General features: G+C 46.4%; 20 protein-coding genes. 6 read left to right on the forward strand and 14 right to left on the reverse strand.

What is annotated here, in order from left to right:
- The first annotated feature begins 61 nt into the window (after positions 1 to 61).
- Positions 62 to 2074: a TRAP transporter permease gene (locus tag ICN16_RS04055; RefSeq protein WP_216134382.1), complete on the forward strand. Its 2013-nt coding sequence runs from the start codon at positions 62 to 64 to the stop codon at positions 2072 to 2074.
- 77 nt (positions 2075 to 2151) lie between these two features.
- Here the strand turns inward: ICN16_RS04055 and ICN16_RS04060 are convergent, their stop codons facing one another.
- Positions 2152 to 3285: a mandelate racemase/muconate lactonizing enzyme family protein gene (locus tag ICN16_RS04060; RefSeq protein ID WP_216134384.1), complete on the reverse strand. Its 1134-nt coding sequence runs from the start codon at positions 3283 to 3285 to the stop codon at positions 2152 to 2154.
- A 115-nt stretch (positions 3286 to 3400) separates the two neighbouring features.
- On the opposite strand from ICN16_RS04060, the gene ICN16_RS04065 reads away from it, so the two are divergent.
- Both ICN16_RS04065 and ICN16_RS04070 read left to right on the forward strand, forming a co-directional pair.
- Positions 3401 to 4327, forward strand: coding sequence for a 3-hydroxyacyl-CoA dehydrogenase NAD-binding domain-containing protein (locus ICN16_RS04065; RefSeq protein ID WP_216134387.1), 927 nt, complete (start codon positions 3401 to 3403; stop codon positions 4325 to 4327).
- Positions 4328 to 4398: 71 nt separating this feature from the next.
- On the forward strand, positions 4399 to 5859 hold the full coding sequence (locus ICN16_RS04070; RefSeq protein ID WP_370625602.1) for a M23 family metallopeptidase: 1461 nt from the start codon (positions 4399 to 4401) through the stop codon (positions 5857 to 5859).
- 69 nt (positions 5860 to 5928) lie between these two features.
- Here the strand turns inward: ICN16_RS04070 and ICN16_RS04075 are convergent, their stop codons facing one another.
- Positions 5929 to 6369, reverse strand: coding sequence for a universal stress protein (locus ICN16_RS04075; RefSeq protein WP_216134397.1), 441 nt, complete (start codon positions 6367 to 6369; stop codon positions 5929 to 5931).
- Positions 6370 to 6458: 89 nt separating this feature from the next.
- Here ICN16_RS04075 and ICN16_RS04080 point away from each other — a divergent pair, with 89 nt between their 5' ends.
- Together ICN16_RS04080 and ICN16_RS04085 are read left to right on the forward strand one after the other, a co-directional pair.
- Positions 6459 to 6860, forward strand: coding sequence for a DUF2177 family protein (locus tag ICN16_RS04080; RefSeq protein ID WP_216134400.1), 402 nt, complete (start codon positions 6459 to 6461; stop codon positions 6858 to 6860).
- Positions 6861 to 6874: 14 nt separating this feature from the next.
- Positions 6875 to 8512, forward strand: a complete 1638-nt coding sequence (locus ICN16_RS04085) for a SulP family inorganic anion transporter (protein WP_216134411.1) — start codon at positions 6875 to 6877, stop codon at positions 8510 to 8512.
- On the opposite strand, the gene ICN16_RS04090 is transcribed toward ICN16_RS04085, so the two are convergent.
- Positions 8509 to 9240 (reverse strand): sulfite exporter TauE/SafE family protein, encoded by a 732-nt coding sequence (locus ICN16_RS04090; RefSeq protein WP_216134414.1) that lies wholly within the window; start codon positions 9238 to 9240, stop codon positions 8509 to 8511. The two genes, ICN16_RS04085 and ICN16_RS04090, sit on opposite strands and share 4 nt — an antisense overlap.
- Positions 9241 to 9321: 81 nt before the next feature.
- Here ICN16_RS04090 and ICN16_RS04095 point away from each other — a divergent pair, with 81 nt between their 5' ends.
- Positions 9322 to 10080 (forward strand): helix-turn-helix domain-containing protein, encoded by a 759-nt coding sequence (locus ICN16_RS04095; RefSeq protein WP_216134417.1) that lies wholly within the window; start codon positions 9322 to 9324, stop codon positions 10078 to 10080.
- A gap of 10 nt (positions 10081 to 10090) precedes the next feature.
- Here ICN16_RS04095 and ICN16_RS04100 read toward each other — a convergent pair whose 3' ends face one another.
- The 11 genes from ICN16_RS04100 to ICN16_RS04150 form a co-directional block, all read right to left on the reverse strand.
- Positions 10091 to 10351, reverse strand: a complete 261-nt coding sequence (locus ICN16_RS04100) for a hypothetical protein (protein ID WP_216134420.1) — start codon at positions 10349 to 10351, stop codon at positions 10091 to 10093.
- Complete coding sequence (locus ICN16_RS04105; protein ID WP_370625603.1) at positions 10348 to 10557, reverse strand: hypothetical protein; 210 nt, start codon at positions 10555 to 10557, stop codon at positions 10348 to 10350. The genes ICN16_RS04100 and ICN16_RS04105 overlap by 4 nt, the downstream gene beginning before the upstream one ends.
- A 24-nt stretch (positions 10558 to 10581) precedes the next feature.
- Positions 10582 to 12039, reverse strand: coding sequence for a cytochrome c oxidase accessory protein CcoG (gene ccoG / locus ICN16_RS04110; RefSeq protein WP_216134443.1), 1458 nt, complete (start codon positions 12037 to 12039; stop codon positions 10582 to 10584).
- A 3-nt stretch (positions 12040 to 12042) separates the two neighbouring features.
- Entirely contained in the window at positions 12043 to 12966 is a 924-nt protein-coding gene (gene ccoP / locus ICN16_RS04115; protein WP_216134446.1) for a cytochrome-c oxidase, cbb3-type subunit III, read from the reverse strand.
- A complete protein-coding gene (locus ICN16_RS04120) occupies positions 12963 to 13130 on the reverse strand; it encodes a cbb3-type cytochrome c oxidase subunit 3 (RefSeq protein WP_114653815.1) in 168 nt (55 codons plus the stop codon). The genes ccoP and ICN16_RS04120 overlap by 4 nt, the downstream gene beginning before the upstream one ends.
- Before the next feature lie 36 nt (positions 13131 to 13166).
- Positions 13167 to 13817, reverse strand: a complete 651-nt coding sequence (gene ccoO / locus ICN16_RS04125; protein ID WP_216134459.1) for a cytochrome-c oxidase, cbb3-type subunit II — start codon at positions 13815 to 13817, stop codon at positions 13167 to 13169.
- A gap of 11 nt (positions 13818 to 13828) precedes the next feature.
- The gene (ccoN, locus tag ICN16_RS04130; RefSeq protein WP_216134462.1) at positions 13829 to 15271 is read right to left on the reverse strand and encodes a cytochrome-c oxidase, cbb3-type subunit I; all 1443 of its coding nucleotides are present in this window, start codon (positions 15269 to 15271) and stop codon (positions 13829 to 13831) included.
- Positions 15272 to 15441: 170 nt separating this feature from the next.
- Positions 15442 to 15621 (reverse strand): cbb3-type cytochrome oxidase assembly protein CcoS, encoded by a 180-nt coding sequence (ccoS, locus tag ICN16_RS04135; RefSeq protein ID WP_216134470.1) that lies wholly within the window; start codon positions 15619 to 15621, stop codon positions 15442 to 15444.
- 9 nt (positions 15622 to 15630) lie between these two features.
- Positions 15631 to 18069 (reverse strand): heavy metal translocating P-type ATPase, encoded by a 2439-nt coding sequence (locus tag ICN16_RS04140; protein WP_216134472.1) that lies wholly within the window; start codon positions 18067 to 18069, stop codon positions 15631 to 15633.
- 10 nt (positions 18070 to 18079) lie between these two features.
- On the reverse strand, positions 18080 to 19321 hold the full coding sequence (locus ICN16_RS04145) for an MFS transporter (RefSeq protein WP_216134475.1): 1242 nt from the start codon (positions 19319 to 19321) through the stop codon (positions 18080 to 18082).
- Positions 19322 to 19327: 6 nt separating this feature from the next.
- Positions 19328 to 20083, reverse strand: coding sequence for a 2OG-Fe dioxygenase family protein (locus ICN16_RS04150; RefSeq protein WP_216134478.1), 756 nt, complete (start codon positions 20081 to 20083; stop codon positions 19328 to 19330).

A 20083-nucleotide genomic window follows, 5' to 3' on the forward strand; every position in this document is an offset into this window, starting at 1 on the left:
TTTTTTGATAGTTCCGTATTAGCAAGACAAAAAAGCTGTATATAAAAAAATAGGTAGAGACATGACACAAGCTGTAATCGATAACGAAACCCAAGAAAAATTAGACGCCTTTATCAAGCAAGAAGAAGGTGATTCCAATGACTACAAAGGCCTCTTAGCCAAGTTCATCACTCTGGTGGCTGTTGGCATGTCACTCTTTCACCTATATGCTGCTTATTCGATTGTTCCAACCCAGCAACTGCGCGTCATCCACGTTGCCTTAGTTCTATTTTTAGTATTCCTGAGCTTCCCAATCGCAGCCCGCTTTAAAAACCGCCTGATGTGGTGGGATATCTTGTTTGCTCTAGGATCAGTGGCTATTGCCTATTACATCCTCAGTGGTGGAGATGATCTGTTTGATCGCAATACCGCCCCGAATTCAACTGATGTCATGTTTGGTGTCTTCCTGATTGCTCTCATTCTGGAGAGCGTCAGAAGAACCAATGGCATGGTCTTGGTAGTTGTAACCTCCCTCTTCTTGGCGTATGCCCTCTTTGGTAACTACTTGCCAGCCCCTTGGACACACAAAGGTTATGACCTTGATCGTCTAGTTGGTTATATGTTCATGACGCTTGAGGGCATTTATGGCACTGCAGTAGATGTTTCAGCAACCCTCATTATTCTGTTCACTATTTTTGGCGCATTCCTCCAATTTACAGGTGCAGGCAAGTTCTTTATCGACTTCTCTTTTGCTGCTATGGGCGGCAAATCCTCCGGTGTTGGCAGAACCATTGTTCTCTCCTCATTCTTGCTTGGCGGCCCATCCGGCTCTGGCGTAGCCACTACCGTTACCGTTGGTTCCGTAGCTGCTCCAATGCTAGACAAAGTAGGTTACGAAAAAAATGCGGCTGGTGGCCTACTGGCTGCTGGCGGCTTGGGCGCAATTATTTCTCCGCCAGTACTTGGCGCAGCAGCATTCTTGATTGCCGACTTTTTAAAGATCTCTTATTTAGATGTGTTGCTGATGGCAACCATTCCAACCATCTTGTTCTATCTTGGCCTCTTAGTCATGGTAGAAATTGACGTACGCAAGTATGGAATGAAGAGCATTCAGTTCAAAGCCGCAGAATCAGCCTGGCAGTTAACCAAAAAATATTGGTTCCACTTTTTCTCATTGATTTCCATTGTGGTCTTCATGATGTTTGGCTTTTCACCGGTTATGTCAGTATTCTGGGCGACAGTAGTGTCAGCAGCTTCAAGCATGCTACGCCGTGACACAGCCATCATCCCTTGGGATTGGTTCAAAGGCAAAGAGAAGATTTTCTCTGGTCTATACAACTCCAACCTCACTAAAGCATTGGCATCAGGCTCTACTGGCGTTCTAGCTATCGCTGTGACCTGTGCTGGCGCTGGATTGATTGTTGGTACCGTTACCCTCACTGGCTTAGGTTTGAAGTTCAGCTCAATTGTGATTCAGTACGCAGGCGGATCACTCTTGCTCACAGCGATCTTCACAGGTCTCGTAGTTTGGGTTGTAGGCCTCGCTGTTCCAGTTACAGCGTCCTACATTATTTGTGCAGTGATCGCAGCACCTGCCCTAATTAATCTTGGCGTTCCAGAATTTGCAGCGCACATGTTCATCTTTTATTACGCTGTACTTTCTGAAGTATCTCCTCCTACAGCGCTTTCACCTTTCGCAGCAGCAGCGATTTGTAAAGGCAATCCCTATAAGACGACATTACAAACTTGGAAGTATGTCGCTCCAGCAATCTTGGTGCCGTTCATGTTTGTTCTCGACAAGTCAGGCGTGAGCTTGCTGTTGATGGGTTCCACCACTGCTTTAGAGCAGGCAGATTGGTCGCAAATTGCTTGGATCTCCTTCACCGCCGTGGTGGGAATCATCTGCTTAGCTGGTGGACTACAAGGCTGGTTTATCGAAAAGACTAAGATCTTTGAACGCGTCATCATGGTTGTTGCTGGTGTAGCACTTTCCTACCCATCAACCGAAGCTGACATTATTGGATTTGTAGGATTTGGCTTGGTGTTGATCACCCAATCGATCACCCACTTCAAGCTGCATCCGCGATCTACTTAAGCATGCCGAAGTAGTGCAAGACAATAAAAAATCCCGCCTCATGTGCGGGATTTTTTATTACCGGGAATTTAAATCAATTACACAATCTTGGTCCAGGCAGTTTTACCGGCATACTTTTTGATAGCAGCTTCATCAAACTCAAAACCTAATCCTGGAGTTTTATGCAAAATCAAATCGCCATTCTTAAAGGTTAATTGCTTGTTAATTAATCTGCGGAAGTTTAAAACCTGATCATCCAAGAAGAATTCCACAAAGCGCGCATTAGGGGTAGCAGCCACTAAAGGCGCATGCAAGTCATGCATCCAATGCGGGCAAACAATTACACCCTTTAAATCTGCATAAGCAGAAATACGCCGCCATTCAGTAATCCCGCCACACACCGCTGCATCTGACTGCAAAATAGCCGCACCACCGGCATCAATGAGCTCCCTGAAGCGCCAGCGCCCAGCCTCCATCTCACCAGTGGCAACGTTAATCTTGGTTTGACGCGCCAAGGCTGCATGTAAGTCAATAGCATCCGGAGAGAATGGCTCTTCAATCCAGTATGGGTTGTAGGCCTCAAAGCGACGGATATATTCCAGGGCAGTCGGTAGATCACGCCAGGCGTTATTGGCATCTAGGGTCAACAAAACATCCTCGCCTACGGCCTTACGAGCGGCTTTAACACGTGCCTCCTCTTCCCTTGGGGACAGGCGCCCTACTTTCATCTTGACGGCCTTAAAGCCCTGTTTAACGTAGGACTCCATCTCCTTACCCAACTTAGCAGGTGTTTTACCATCTAAATAGTAGCCACCACTCGCATAAGCCGGAACACGATCATCCACAACCGATCCCAAGTATTGATGCAGAGGTAACTTTGCAGAGCGGGCATTTAAATCCCAAAGTGCGGTATCCAAGATTGAGATCCCACGCATGACTGCACCAGCGCGCCCCTGCAAAATGGACTCGTTATACATATCCATCCACAGGCCTTCGCTACGATGACTATTTTGACCAATGAGTTTTGGAGCAAGTAATTGCTCTACTGCAATCTTGGCAATATCTCCACCTGCACTACCAACATAGCAAAATCCAATACCCTCATTGCCATCCTTGCCGCGCACCTTCACTAAGCAATAGTGACGCTCTGAAACCGTCCGCGTGGAAAAGGAGGTGACCTTATCTAGAGGCACCGCTACTGCAGCTACTGATACTGACTCAATGATGGGCATAGAGGCTCCTATATTCAAAAAATTATTGTAGCCATAATTGAGAATGTCTGACGGCTCCCAAATAAGGAATAATGAGTCGCTAATCAATATGCTTCATTTACGAATGGGAGGCGCTATGAGTAAGGTCGTTGTAATGGGTACGGGCACTATGGGGGTGGGTATTGCCGCCGGCTTTCTGGCCTTTGGCGCCAATACAATTTTGCTGGGAAGAGATTTACAGAAAGCAAAGTTAAGTCTTGCTAAGGTTGAGGCTTGCGCTGACTCTATTAACCCCGCATGGCGTGACACTGATGCCCAACTCATTGCCGGCGCGATCGCGGATTGGTCAGATTGGGAAAATACGGATCTCATCATTGAAACCATCTCCGAACGCCTGGAGCTGAAAAAGGCAATCTTTAGCGAGCTTGATTGCAGCGTACCTCCCAACATTCCGATTGGTAGTAATAGCTCCGGCTTTCCCATAAGCGATATTGCACAAGGCCTGAAAACAAGCCATCGCATGTTCAATACCCACTACTTCATGCCGGCACATATCGTTCCCTTGGTAGAGGTCGTGCTGGGCGAAAAATCAGACCCTCAATTAGCTGAGCAGATTTGCACTCTGTATCGCTCTCATGGCAAAAAGCCAGTATTGGTCAAGCGTGATATTCCGGGTTTTCTAGCGAACCGTATTCAACATGCCTTAATGCGTGAAGCACTATCCCTAGTGCAAGAAGGAATTGCCACGCCAGATGATGTCGATACTGCAGTACGCTACAGCTTTGGCTTTCGCTATGCGGCAGTTGGCCCCATGACTCAAAAAGAAATCTCAGGATGGGAGGGCATGACACTAGCTGCAGAGGTAATCTATCCCTCTCTCTCCAACATCACAGCACCACCAGCTTGCGTCATGGAATTAGTAAACAGCGGTAAAACCGGTATGGCCAAAGGTGCAGGGTTTAGAGAATGGTCGCCAGAAGAGGCGCAGCGCATGAGAGAAGCTTACGAGACGCGCCTTAAGGCAGCATTTGAAGTGCTAAAAATAGCGCCCGAACTAAATTAACTCAATATTGTTGCAGCACAGCACCGCTCAAAATACCCAGCCCTTTAGCCACAATATTGGATAATTGAAGCGTGAAGAAAAATGTCTGTGTTCGGCACCTCTTTTTTAAAGGGGCAATCAAAGTAATTGGATTCGCTCTAGTTGGCCTGTTTCAACTGCCGGAGGTGGAGCTCGTCTCTAGCGCTCTGGCACAAACTGCAAGCCAGAATACTAAAGCTAATAAAGCGCCTCAAATTAAACCGAAGAACGTGGCTCAAAATAACAAGCAGGCCGGCCTCAAAGTAAACGGTAGCTCACTAAGTCAATCCTCGAAAAGTATGAGCTTAAATCCTGAGCTATTTAAGCGAATTGAAGGTGTGTATAGCAGCGAAGGTAGCTCGAATCTAGATTACCGCGTCCAACGTGGCTGCCTACGCCGCAGCTATAACGAAGAGAATCTCCCATCCAATCTTGGTCTAGATGATCGCAACTTCAATGATTTCTTTAGATCTCAAACCAAGGGATTTTTTGATCGGATGCGTGGCGATTGCATTCCCTACGCCCTAGCACTAGGAAGCCGAAATCGCTTTGAGTCACTGAGCATCATGAACGGCCCCATCCAGGATGCTAAGACAGAGATTTGGACCTTTACACCCTCGGCGGCAGGTAGTTTCTTGATTCAGCAGGACTACCTCAAAGATGAATCCAAACGCTTTACAGAGATTCAATTGCCGCTAAAAGATGTTCTGTATGACCCTAAAAAAGTAGGCGATAAATTACCTGTTGAGTTAGTTTGGGAGTTGAACTCCGTCATCAAGCAAATTTATCCGGAAGAAACGAATGCGCTTGAAAACACCAATAGCATTGTTCGATTGATCGTGGATTTTGGTGATAAAGAACGCTGGGCACAAATTTGGGCTGCAGAAATTATTGATCCAACATCCGGTGAAGTCTTTTCGAGTGCATTTTGGGTGGAGAGAAATGATATTCCTGGTGGCTTTTACACGGCTAGCGGGGAATCGATAGAGCGCACTTTTTGGACCAACCCCCTGAGTTATCGACGCATATCACGAGGTGTCGGTAGCGTGCGAGCGTCGAGTAAGAAGGCTGCCCCATCCAAGAATGGGGCCCCTGTAGCAGCACCCAAACAGCGCTATCGCACCCATATGGGTATTGATTATTCAGCCCCAATTGGGACTCCAATTTTTAGCGTGGCTACTGGCAAGGTGGTGCATTTGGGTTATAGCGGCGCCTTTGGAAATCTCATCATCCTCGAGCATCCTGGAAACTATCGGACCTACTATGCTCACTTAAGTAACTACAACGTTGAACTTGAGGTGGGTAATGAAGTTCGGCGTGGCCTAGAGATTGGTTACGTCGGCTCAACCGGACGATCCACTGGACCTCACCTGCATTTTGAATTAAGAAAAGATGGCATCTACGTTGATCCTTACGCTTCCAAAACTCAACTCGATTTGTGGAACATGCGCGATAGCGATAGCGGCTTACTCACTAGAGAAATTCTATTGCTGGGGACACCTCTAGTGAATTAATCCATGGAAACTAATTCGAGATAAAAAAAGGGGGTCCAAATGGACCCCCTTTTTTTCAAGCTATCAGCATTAGCCAAGAACCAATACAGGCAACTTAGAGTGCACTATTACCTCATGCGTCTCACTGCCCAACAATACACTCTTAATGCCGGTACGTTTATGAGAGGCCATCACAATGACATCAGCCTTAGCTTTCTTGGCGCCCTCCAAAATACCTTCAGATAAATTACTGTCTGCAATATGAAGCGTATTAGCCTTAATACCGGCGCCCAAAGCAAGCACAGCCTTTTTAAAGATATCTGCAGCAAATGCCGCGCAGACCTTCTTGTGATCTTTTTGAGAAATACCGTACCCCATCGTACTATCGGAATACACCATCGGCGGCATTGGATCAGAAACATATACCAATGTCACAGCAGCCTTATCCGCCTTAGCGAGCTCCGCCACCTTTTTTAATGCCTTTTTACTCACATCCGAACCATCAACCGGTACCAACAAGTGCTTGAACATATTTGACTCCTGTTAAATTAAACCCGAATGCCTTTCATTCCATCATAATCCTTATTATTCCCCTGTAAAAGCATAAAAAGGAAACTGAATTGCTCAAGTATTTAACTGTGTATTTTTCATTTCTACTGACTTTAGTTGTGGTTGATTTGATATGGCTGCTTGGTATAGCCAAAAATCTCTACCGCGACGATATGGGCTCACTCATGGCAAGCGAACCCAAACTATTGGCTGGGCTTGGCTTTTATCTGCTGTATGCACTTGGTGCATCAATTTTTGTCATTCTTCCGGCAATCTCAAAACAGTCCTGGATATATGCGGTGCAATATGGCGCCCTATTTGGCTTTTTTTGCTACATGACTTACGACCTCACCAATCTTGCAGTTATTCGTGACTTCCCTATGCGCTTGGCATTTGTCGATATCGCCTGGGGATCTGCAGTAACGGCACTTTCCGCAACTATTGCCCACTGGGTTGGTAGTCGCATAGCCTGAAAATCTTCGCTCCGATGAATCTTTTCCACCCAAAACTACTCGATTCTTTCAAGGGCTATAACGGCGCCCTATTTAGTAAAGATGTATTAGCAGGCATTACGGTTGGCGTAGTTGCTCTACCTTTAGCAATGGCGTTTGCGATTGCTAGTGGACTCAAACCAGAGGCGGGTATTTTTACGGCCATTATTGCGGGTGGGCTCATTTCTGTTTTGGGCGGTAGTCGTGTGCAAATAGGTGGGCCAGCCGGCGCATTCATTGTGATTGTTTATGGCATTGTGGATCATTACGGTATTGCCAATTTGCTCTTGGCAACTGCCATGTCTGGAGTATTTTTATTTCTGATGGGGCTCTTTCGCCTCGGAACATTAATTCGATTTATTCCAGTAGCCGTGATTATTGGATTTACTAATGGCATCGCTGTACTCATTGGCCTATCCCAAGTTAAAGAATTTTTTGGCCTGCAAATTACCAAGATGCCTGCTGAATTTTTTCAAGCAGTCCAAACGTTGTATGCCGCCGCCGATACGGTGAATCCGATTGCACTGATGTTATCGGTAGGCAGTCTCACTCTTTTAATTACCTGGAGAGCTTTTCAAAAACGTCTTGGCTACCTGAGCCATATACCCGGAACAGTGATTGCGATGGCCGCAGCTACTATAGTGACTAGCGCCCTCAGCCTTCCTGTAGATACGATTGGGAGTCGCTTTGGTGGCATTCCTTCGGGTCTACCTAGTTTTGAGTGGATCCCCATTAGCTGGAGTACCGCACAGTTTGTGATTGTGCCTGCTATCACGCTCGCCTTGCTTGGGGCAATTGAATCTTTGCTCTGCGCCCGCATCGCCGACGGACTCATTCATGATCGCCATGAGTCCAACCAAGAACTTATGGCGCAAGGTATCGCCAACCTAGTTACTCCTTTCTTTGGCGGCATGCCTGCTACAGGAACTATTGCGCGAACGGTTACGAACATACAGAGTGGTGCAAGCACACCAGTTGCCGGCATAGCTCACTCGGCAACTTTACTGGTGATAGTTTTGTTTGGAGCACCACTCGCAAAAAATATTCCCTTAGCTAGTCTGGCTGCAATCCTGATGTTTGTTGCTTGGAATATGGGTGAGTGGCGCAAGTTTGCAGACCTCAAACAATTTCGTCTGCCTTATCGCTTAACCATGTTGAGCGTCTTTTTTCTGACAATCATTTTGGATCTCACGGTAGCAATACAAGTAGGACTACTTTTAGCATTTATTACCTTCGTCTATCGCATCTCCAGCTTATCTCGCTATGAATCAGCAAGTGCAGTTGATTTTCCAGAACTGCAGCAATACCAAGGAAGCATCTCTGCCTTCAGAATTTATGGTGCCATCTTTTTTGGCGCAGTCAAAATTCTGGAGAATATCGAAAATGAGTTGCCTTCAAAAGTATTGGTGCTGGATTTGAAAAATGTAATCTACATCGATGTTTCCGGAATGGATGCTTTGCTCGAGCTTGAGGAGGCTTGTAAAGCCAGAGGTATCAGACTCTTGATTTGCGGGCTATTACATCAACCACATGAGATGGCGGTTCGCGCAGGCCTCTTTGAACGATTGTCAAAAGATAATATCTACCCAGACCTGAAGCAAGGTATTGCCTCAGCAATTAGTCAGTCACATTAACTGATACAGAATCCACCTTTTAGTAAGGCTTCAGGCAAATACCAAGCTCGATAAAGGCCGAATATTCCAGCGGTCAATAAGAGACCTGCAGCTATGTATCTCACCCAGATGTATTGACCAAATTGGGTAAGAGCGGCTGAAAATTTAGAGATCAGCAATAGATTGGGTAAGGTACCCAATCCAAATGCCAACATCAGTGCAGCGCCCGTTAAGACATCTCCCGATAGAAAGGCAAGGGGTAAAACGCTATAGACCAAGCCGCACGGAACTAAGCCCCATACCATTCCACTAAACCAACGGGATGAGCGGCCAGTGAAGCTTCCTAAGTATTTAGCCCAATAGGTAGCCATCCGCGCGCCAAGCCACTTTCCAAGCAAAATAGGGTTATTCGATCCCTGACGCAAAAGACGCACACCCATCACCAGCAAGATGAGGGATGTCAAAGCAAATAAAGGTCGCTGAATAGGCACAACATTTTGCTGCCAAAGAACGGCGCCCGCCGATGCAGCAACCGCACCCAGCAAAACATAGGTTGTCAGACGCCCCAGGTGCATGATGAGTTGTAGATAAAAGAGTTGGGACTTGCTTTGCAATGGGGCGTAAGTAGCCACTCGAGGGCTTTCTTGGCGCTCAATCGCTGCCGCAATGCCGCCACACATTAAGGCGCAGTGCCACCCACTGACAAGAGCCCCCAAAAAGACGGCCAATAGAAGGCTGGTGGTCAGCATATTGACACCCAGTACTTCAGAGAAATATTAAAATGGCACATTATCCGAGTAGAATAAACTGATCTGATAACTTGATCCAATATGAATTACACCAACTCAGATGTCCCAGGTAGCAAATGCTCAGTCTGCGTACTGGGTCAGTTTTGCCTGCCAGTAGGAATCAGTTCAAGCGATATTGCCAAGATCGATACCCTCGTAAAAGACCGTGTCCACCTACAAAAAGGTGAGAGCTTATATCGTCATGGCGACCCACTTTCCGCAGTGTACAGCGTCCGCTTTGGCACCCTCAAGACTGAATACGGCCTTGAAGATGGGCGTCAACAAGTGATTGGCTTTCACCTTCCCGGCGAGATACTGGGGCTTGATGGCATTGGCGAAGGCAGCTATCAATCCGAAGCGATTGCGCTTGAAGAGAGTGAAGTCTGCATTATTCGCTATGAAGCATTTGAGGATTTAGCGCGCCAAATTCCAGTACTACAAAAGCAGTTCCACCGCATTCTGAGCCGTGAGATTACTCAAGATCAACGTCACCTACTGTCATTAGGCAGCTTGCGTGCTGAAGAGCGTTTAGCAGCATTCTTATTGAATCTTTCTCAACGCCTAGCAGCTCGTGGCTACCAAAATAATGAATTTGATTTACGCATGAGTCGCGTGGAGATTGGTAGCTATCTGGGTATTCAGATTGAAACTGTGAGCCGCATGCTCTCACGCTTTGCTGAATCAGGATTGATTCAAATTAAGCAACGTCATATCAAGCTCATTGATATGGATGGTCTTTATGAATTAGCTAGCATCCCCAACCCAGACCGCACACTTCAGATCAAGCCTGTTAGCGCTTAAGTAATATCACTTAAATTAAGCCGCGATCCGGACCTTTGCTGCCACTCTCATCGATACCAGGCAGAATGTAAGCAGTTAAGGCGCTCGAGAAAGAGCAAAAGATCCAAATAACAAAAAATCCGATGGTGTAAATACCTTCATCAGAAATATTTGGGTGATACCCAAAAAATAAGAGTTCGGCAGGATGCACGATGCTAAAGAGTAAACCTTCGGCCAGAATAGAAACCAAAAATGATGGCCACATGATCCAAATAAATAGGCGGTACTTCATTTGTGATCCTGCTCTACTTTAAGTTGTTCGACTTTGAGTCCGCGCTTAACAACGCCATCGCGCACTGGCTTATCTACATACAATGTTACAGCCAAATAAATAGTGATGATGCAACCAATGGCTGCTACAGCTGGTCCGCTAATTAACAACCAGGGCCAGAGCTGTTTAAACCAGGGCTTATTTGTTTCATGTTCTGACATATTCATCCTCTCCATCTTTCGCTGTGCAGCTTAGCGGGGAACAATAAAGCTTGATTTTTCATCGCGCGTTCTGGTAATCAACTCGTTACCAGACTTCTCTTGGCCAATAACATCAAAATGAATTGGATAGTTACCAGGCTCATGCGCACCTACAGTAGTGCTTACTTTAACCGGAATCAACAGATTGCTGGCTGGGCCCACTTGAATCTCAGTAACAACTTGTCCTTGTGAATTGAGGATTTTTAGGTCGTCTAAACCCGTTGCCTTTACCTGAACATTCATATTATTTTCAGAGGCATTCATGATTTGAATGCGGTAGATATTCTCAATACGAACACCGTCGACCTCGCGAGCTAATGCCCCGCGGTCTCGCATCACATCCACACGCAATGGATTTCGAGTAATCAAGGAAATGAGGAATGCACTTGTAAGAACGGTAATGAAGGCCATGTAAATCAAAACACGTGGTCGCAATATATGGCGAATCGCACTTTGATTGGTTTCTTTATCCTCAATGGCTCGCTCAGTTGTATAGCGAATCAATCCTTTTGGATAATCTACCTTCTCCATAACTTGATCGCAGGCATCTATACAGGCGCCACAACCAATGCACATGTATTGCAAACCATCACGAATATCAATTCCGGTTGGGCAGACTTGCACACAAATACTGCAATCAACGCAATCTCCCAGACCCAAAGTCTCATGATCAACTGACTTGCTGCGACTGCCTCGTGGTTCGCCGCGAACTTTATCGTAGGTCACCAGGAAAGTATCTTTATCCACCATCACGCTCTGGAAGCGAGCATAGGGACACATGTATTTGCAAACCTGCTCACGCATAAATCCTGCGTTACCCCAAGTCGCAAAGCTATAGAAGCATAACCAGAAGGTTTGCCATGGACCGAGTGATAAATGCAGAATCGCTGCGCTCAGAGTTTCAATCGGCGTGAAATAACCAATGAAAGTAAAGCCCGTCCAGAAGGCAATCAGAAGCCATAGGAAATGCTTGGTAATTTTGAGGCGCCACTTGCGGACACTCCAAGGCCATTCCTCACCATCCAAACGAATACGCGCAAATCGATCACCCTCAACCTTACGCTCGATCCACATAAAGATTTCGGTGTAGACCGTTTGGGGACAGGCGTAACCACAAAATAGTCGGCCAGCGATTGCTGTAAACAGGAAGAGTGCTAAGGCAGAAAGAATTAATAGGAGTGTGAGGTAGATCACATCCTGCGGCCAAAGTACAAGGCCAAAAATATAAAACTTACGCTGAATTAAATCAAATAGAACCGCTTGGCGCCCATTCCAGCTTATCCACGGAAGGCCATAAAACAGTATTTGAGTCGCAAATACTAAGATGAAACGCCAGCGGGCAAACAGCCCGCTAACAGATCGTGGGTAAATCTTTCGCCGGACCTCATAAAGAGATTCCTCGATGACATCTATGGGAATAGGCTTCCCTACCGGCGAATTATCTGACACGAATTATTTAGCCGCAGCCGTCTTATTGTTAGATAAACCCCAAACATAAGCTGTCAAGAGATGAATCTTTTCTGGACTCAATACTTTATCTTGGGCAGGCATCATTGCCATGCGGCCTTTAGTGACAGTCTCAACAATCGTTGCCTCTGATCCACCATACAACCATGTCTTATCGGTCAAATTAGGCGCACCCAAAGCGATATTGCCTTTGCCGTCCGCACCATGACAAGCTGCGCAATTGGATTTAAATACTTCTGCACCACGTGCTGCCTTTAAGTCATCGGCCGGCAAACCAGAAAGGCTACGTACGTAATTAGCAACGTCCACAATTTGCTTGCTATCGAGCTGTGGGAACGGAGGCATAACACCTGCACGACCATTGATTAATGTAGTTTTGATATTTTCTGGAGAGCCACCATACAGCCAGTCGCCGTCAGTTAAATTCGGGAAGCCTTTTGCACCGCCTGCATCTGAACCATGGCACTGGGCGCAGGAATTCAAGAACAAACGCTGACCCATTTCACGCGCCTTTGGATCTGCAGCAACTTGCTCAATATCCATCTTCACGTACTTAGCATATACCGGCTTCAACTCATCGTTTGCTTCAGTCATGGAGCTCATCAAAGCACCATCAGTGGAATAACCCACAACACCAGGAAATGAACCTAAACCCGGAAATAGAACCAGATATACCAATGCAAAGATACAAGAGAGTAAGAACATCCACATCCACCAACGTGGCAATGGGTTGTTGAGCTCACGCAAATTGCCGTCCCAAACGTGTCCAGTATCAGCCACTGCGCCATCAGCTGTGTGAACTACCTTAGCCTTACGCTGAGAAAACAGAAGCCAGATACACCAAACAATACCGACTAATGAAACTAGTGCGATGTAGTTGCTCCAACCGTTATTAAAAAAGTCACTCATGATTTGTCCTTACTAAATTCATCTGGAAGATCAAATGGAAGTTCAGCTGACTCTTCATTAGCTGACTTTCTACCTGGAGACCAAGCCCACCAAACAATTCCAACAAAAAAGACAAGTCCAATGACTGTTGAAAAGGCGGAGAGATAAGCTGTGATCTGTTCCATTTGATTTATATAGTTTTAAATTAATAACCTTGGTAATTACTTCGCTACCACTTCATCAACCATGATGTAGCGACGATTAACACCTAAACCTTGAAGATAAGCAATTAAGGCATCTTCTTCAGTCTTGCCTTCCAGCTCTTTAGGCGCTTCTGCAATCATTTCATCGGTGTAAGGAACGCCCAAGCGACGCATTGCAACCATATGAGACTGAATCGAAGAGGCATCAGCAGCATTTTTTTGCAACCAAGGATATCCAGGCATATTTGACTCAGGAACCACATCACGCGGGTTGCGGAGGTGAATACGATGCCAATCATCAGAATAGCGAGCTCCAACACGCGCTAAATCGGGACCCGTACGCTTACTACCCCACAAGAATGGATGATCAAATACTGACTCACCGGCCAAGGAGTAAGGACCGTAACGCTCAACTTCTGAGCGCAATGTACGAATTTGCTGTGAGTGGCAACCAACACAACCTTCGCGCTGATAAATATCACGACCAGCCAAACGCAATGCTGTGTATGGCGCTACACCCGGACTTGGCTCAGTTGTGGTGTGCTGAAAAAATAGCGGAACGATTTGAACTAAGCCAGCAATCGAAACCACAATGATGGTGGCAATAATTAACCAGCCAACGTTTTTCTCAAGCGTTCCATGGGAAAAGAATTTATTTTCGTTAGACATTTTTCTTCTCCTTAGTGAGCAGTTGCAGATGTTTGTGGAATCGGTGCATTCACGAATGTTTTACCAATGACAGTTTTGTAAACGTTGTATGCCATCAGGAACATGCCGCTTAAATAGCAGAGGCCGCCCAACAAACGGATCACATAGAAGGGGAATGTTGCCTTTACAGATTCAACGAAGCTATAAGTCAAGGTTCCATCCGGCTCAAAAGCTCTCCACATTAAACCTTGCATTACTCCAGCAATCCACATTGCGGCGATATACAGAACAACACCAATCGTAGCGATCCAGAAATGCACCTCAATCAAACGTGTGCTGTACATCTCTTTTTGGCCGACTAAACGTGGAATGAGGTAGTACAAAGAACCGATCGTAATCATGGCAACCCAACCAAGAGCGCCTGAGTGAACGTGACCGATAGTCCAGTCCGTGTAATGTGACAAGCTGTTCACAGTTTTGATAGACATCATTGAACCTTCAAAGGTAGACATACCGTAGAAAGACAATGCCACTACCAAGAATTTCAAGATTGGGTCGGTGCGCAATTTAAACCAAGCGCCAGACAAAGTCATGATGCCGTTGATCATGCCACCCCATGATGGAGCCAACAAAATAATAGAGAACACGGTTCCAAGTGACTGAGTCCAGTCCGGCAAGGAAGTATGTTGCAAATGGTGAGGGCCCGCCCACATGTATGTGAAGTTCAAAGCCCAGAAGTGGACGATGGACAAACGATATGAATAGATTGGACGCTCGGCTTGCTTAGGGATGAAGTAGTACATCATGCCCAAGAAGCTGGTAGTCAAGAAGAAGCCAACTGCATTATGGCCATACCACCACTGAACCATGGCATCTTGTACACCAGCATATGCAGAATAGGACTTCCATAAGCTTGCTGGCATTTCTAAGTTATTAAAAATATGCAAAATGGCAATGGTCAGGATGTATGCACCAAAGAACCAATTGGAAACATAAATATGTTTTGTTTTGCGCTTCATGATGGTGCCAAAGAACACCACAGCATAGGCAACCCAAACCAATGTAATCAGAATGTCAATTGGCCACTCAAGTTCTGCGTATTCCTTAGAAGTAGAAATACCCAATGGCAGTGTTACTGCCGCCAACACGATAACTAGTTGCCAGCCCCAAAAGGTAAAAGCTGCAAGCTTGTCACAAAAGAGTCTTGCTTGGCAGGTGCGCTGGACGATGTAATAGGACGTTGCAAATAACGCCGATCCACCGAATGCAAAAATCACCGCATTGGTATGCAATGGACGCAAGCGGCCGTAGCTTAGCCATGGAATATTAAAAGTGATATCAGGCCAAATGAGCTGCGCAGCGAGGATAACCCCCACGAGCATGCCCACAATTCCCCAAAGTACCGTAACGATGGCAAATTGGCTGACAACCTTGTAATTGAAGGTATCTTGATTGTTCCCCACGGTAAGTCCCATGGTTTCTCCTTTTTTTGTGACCAAACAGCGACATAATCCAAATAGACTGAAGCCATTATCAAAGTAAGCCTAAGGGGGCGTTTTGATCTATATCAAAAAGGATGCGTGCATTTACGCTTTTTACAACTCTATTTATTTAGGTGTATTGGCTAAATCGTTAAAAAATATAGCTATTTTTGTGAGCGTTCACTAACATTATTGGATCTAGGAGTGTCATCATCCATCAAAATTGCCTCACCAGGACCCTCTAAATCGTCAAACTGCCCTGCCTTCACCGACCAATAGAAAATCCAGGCTAAAAGGCCAATTAATAGCAGTGAAATGGGGATTAAGAGAAAAAGGCTTTCCATACCTCTAGTCTAGGCCTTTCTGAGGCGCCAGGCGTTTAATGTGACCGCTAGGGAGGATAAGGACATGCCGATGCCTGCGACCCAGGGGTTGACCCAACCCATCATGGCCGCCGGAATCGCTAGCAAGTTGTAAACCAAAGCCCAGATGAGGTTTTCTTTAATAATCCGCTGGGTTTTATCCGCCAACAATAGAGATTGCGCTAAAGGAGCTAAGAAGCTCGCAGTCAAAATCGCATCTGCGCCTGCGGTAGCAAGGGGTGCGCCGGCACCAACGGCAATCGAGACATCTGCTTTTGCCAACAAGGGCGCATCGTTAATGCCATCGCCAATAGCCCAAACAAAGTGGCCCGCATTTTGCAACTGCTCAATGTAAAGATATTTATCTTCTGGCGAGCAGGCACCCTTGAATCTGTCGATACCTACACGATCTGCCCACCATGCTACGGTCGCAGGATCATCGCCGGAAACTAAATGCACGGTGATCTTGCGAGATTTTGCAGCCGCCAATAATTTTTCAAGACCAACCCTTGGAGTATCCAGAAATAGAAAACTGGCAATTACGCCTTTGTCATCCGCCAAATGGACTTGACCATACTGCCCTTCTTGCGCAACCTGTTGAGCACCCGTCCAAGCAGCGCTTCCCAATCGATATTCGCCTGAGCTCAGGCCTTTGCCCAATTGATTAGCAACCGCTTCGGATAAAACGGTTGGCAAGCAATTCTCTGCTTCAGCAGCACGCAATATAGAAAGTGCAAGGGGATGTTTTTGACCTGCCTCTATTGACGCAGCGAGGCTAAGCACATCTGCCCTAGAAAACTCTGGACGCGCAATCAGAACTTCTTTCAATTCTGGCTGACCCATAGTGAGCGTGCCAGTTTTATCTAGCACTAAGTCAGTGGATTTGACTAATCCTTCGAGAACATGTCCTCGCACAATTAATAAACCCAGTTTTGTTACAGCACCTTGAGCTGCGGCCATTGCTGTTGGTACTGCAAGAGATAAAGCGCACGGGCAACTAGCGACCAGCACAGACACCAGCACTGTCCACGCTCTACTAGGATCTACGTACCACCAAATCGCCGAAGACAGAAAAGCAGCGATCAATAAAAATCCGACAAAATATCCAGCCCACTTTTCTGCGAGACTCACCATCAAAGGCTTGGCCTGCAGTGCCTGGTCCAGCAAGGAAGCAATACCTGCGATACGAGTGGATTGCCCCACAGCATCAATTCTCATTAACATGGGATTCAAAATATTATGGGTGCCCGCATAAACGCGATCACCAATTCTCTTATCAATCGGCTTGGATTCACCTGTCAGTAGTGACTCATCTAGAGCGCTCTCATACTCGATCAAAATGCCATCAGCAGGAACAACATCCCCTGGTGGAATACGCAGAATCTCACCAGGGTTGCAATTGACTACAGGAACAATTTCTACCTGCTGAGATGCGGGATAGTTTGGCACCCTCTCACAAGTGGCTGGCAATTGTTTTGCTAAAGCCTCTGCTCCACCCTGTGCATCTTGACGAGCCAATAACTCAACATAGCGAGCAGCCAAAATAAAGGCAACAAACATCGTGATGGAATCAAAGTAACCTTGCCCCGAACCAGTCGCAAGATTCACAGTGCCGGCAGAGAATGCCAGAGCTAGAGCCAAGGCAATTGGAACGTCCATGCTCAACATATGCGTCTGACGAAATGAAGCAACGCTGCGCCAGGCAGCCTGGAAAATAGGTCCAGCTGAATAAACCATCACCGGAACAGTGAGAGCCCAACTAGTCCAACCTAATAAAAGATCATATTCCGCAGTGATGTCACTGTCACCGACGTATGTTGGCCATGCATACATCATGACTTGCATCATGCCGAGCAAAGCAACGCCTAGTCTTGTGAGTAGTTGGCGACGTTCTTTTTTGGATTTTTCAATCGATAGCGAAGGCTCAAATGGCCAGGCCTCGTAGCCAATACGCTCAACTTCAAACAGTAGGCGAGCTAGACTAGTTTGCTCAGGTGAAAATTCTGCTTTTACTTTCTGACTTACGTAGTTGATCTGCACATCTTTCACACCAGGAATGCGTCGCAAATGTTGCTCGCATAACCACACACACGCAGCACAGCGAATCTTCTCAAGCCGTAAAGTCGTTTCTAGATTGCCCCCTGCACCACCAGGTCGAGTGTATCTCCCAAGCAAGGAGGGATCATCATAAGGGGCAAGACTCTCTGGAATTTCATTTGAGGCGAGATAAGCTGCAGGCTTATCACTTGACTGCACACGACGCGCGTAGAACACCTCAAGACCTTCACCATGAATAGTTTGCGCAATTGCCATGCAACCAGCGCAACAGAATTTTCTATTGATACCAGCTAATTCAAGCTCGTATGAATCACCTGGAAGGATAAAACTTCCGCAGTGATAACAGCTATTACTTGATAAGCTAGAGCTCATGAACGCACCACTAATTTCGGCTTACAGACTTGTTTACCCAGCCGTTACGACGTTCATAAAAAACAAACAGAACACCCCAGATAACTACTGCTGCATAGGCCCAGACCCAAGAAATTTGTGAGGCACGTGAACCAGTTAAATCGAGAACGAAACCAAAAATAGCTGGACCTAACAAGCCGCCTCCAAAACCCATCAAGGAGTGGAGACCCATTGCAGCGCCTTTAATATTTTCTTGAGCACTCACAACTAGACCTGCCGTTAAGGTAGCAGAATCGGCCATGATAAAAATGGTATGCCCAACTGCCAAAGCAATAATCAACCACCAGGACTGCCCGGTTGACAAAGCAAGTGCCACTCCAAATGCTGCGCTAGTTAGCATGACAAAGAAAATCCATTTTTGACGACCAATTCTTAAGGCAATCTCGTTTCCGATAATAGATGCGGGAACGCCAAAGAAGTTAATCACTCCTGCAATCGTAGTTGCAGTTAAGAAAAATGGCTCCCCCGTCACGATGGCACAGAAGCCAAAAAAAGCGACTATCCAGCTGCGGGAAGCAAATAATTCTATCGAGTGCACGGTATAACCAAAAATAAAACCTGATGCTGTTTTATCTTGTAGGACTAAGCGCCATTTATCAACTGGAAAAATGTCACGCAATCGAATCCGAATAGGGCCATGCCACTTTTCATGGGCGAGTGCAGGGATAAATATCAGCACAATCAACAATGCGGTGAATGGGCCTAAGGCGATGATTCCAAACACATAGCGCCAGCCCAAACCATCCAAGATCCAGCCCGAGCAAAGATATGAAAAACCAGTACCAATGCCAAAGAAAGCTGTATAGAAAGCAATGTGACGGCTCAACTCACCAGTCTTAATTCGATCCGACAGAATTTTTAAGCCTGGCATATAAGTGCCCGCCAGACCAGCCCCATTGAGCGCCATAAAAATTAAGGCGGTCCAAAAGTTGTTGGCCAATAAACCCATGCCGAGTAATCCGCAAGTCGCCGAAAGGCCACCCATGAGATAGACTTTTTTTGCATCAACGCGATCTGTCAGGGCTGTTGCCAATGGAACCGCCAGCATGTAGCCAAAGAAGAAAGCACTAGCAATTAAACCGGACTGCAAATTACTGAGGCGCCACTCATCTTGCAAAGTAGTTAGCACTACAGCGTAGCAAGCAAACCCTAGCAGCGCACAGGTTTGCGCCATGAGCATGAATGGGGTGTAACCGGTAGGTTTAAAGCGCATAAGACCTTACTGCTGACTACGATTCGGTGAATCTTGAAACCCATTCGAACGGAAAGTCAGCACCAGAGTATCTCTATAACCGTGAGGCCCTAATGGCTGTATAGGAGTGGATTCATGAATCATGCGCTCATCATTCATGAGCAATAAAGACCAGGGCTCAGACAGCGTAAATCTTAAGCCAGTAGAACCAGCAGCATCAAAGATGCGAGTCTCACCGCCCTTGATATCAACGCGATTGAGCAAAAAGACAGCTACAAAATCGACGCCGTCGCGATGTGCACCCTCAGGTGTTGGGCGCCCAATTCCATCAGTCGTATCAATTCGAAACTGATGCGCTTCAATAAACCAGGTGTTGACCTGCTTAACACCATTAAGAACATGAGCCAACCCCAGTAAAAGGGATTGCCAGGCCGGGTTATTTGTCAGCTGCGCCTGTGAAGGCTCAAACCAACGTTCAATACCACCATGCAATGCGTTGTAATCGACAGACTGCCAATGAGCACGATGCGGCACCATCAGCAAGGATTCGCCTTTGACTTCAAAGCTGGAATGACGACGGAAGCGATATCGCCCACCATCCTTCAAATAGGGATCACGCGGCAAGCCCTCCCAAAATTGACTGAGATTGAGTAGCTGCTCAAGGTCAACATGGGAAATTTGCGCCACGTCCCGAGCAGAGACTACTGCAAAACCGTCATCCTTCAAGGATTGGGTCAACTCCTTCACGGGTGTCAGCGGGGGCGAAAGGCTGGAAATGGTCAT

This window comes from Polynucleobacter sp. es-MAR-4 (genome assembly GCF_018882055.1).
In the GTDB taxonomy this organism is placed as follows: Bacteria; Pseudomonadota; Gammaproteobacteria; order Burkholderiales; family Burkholderiaceae; genus Polynucleobacter.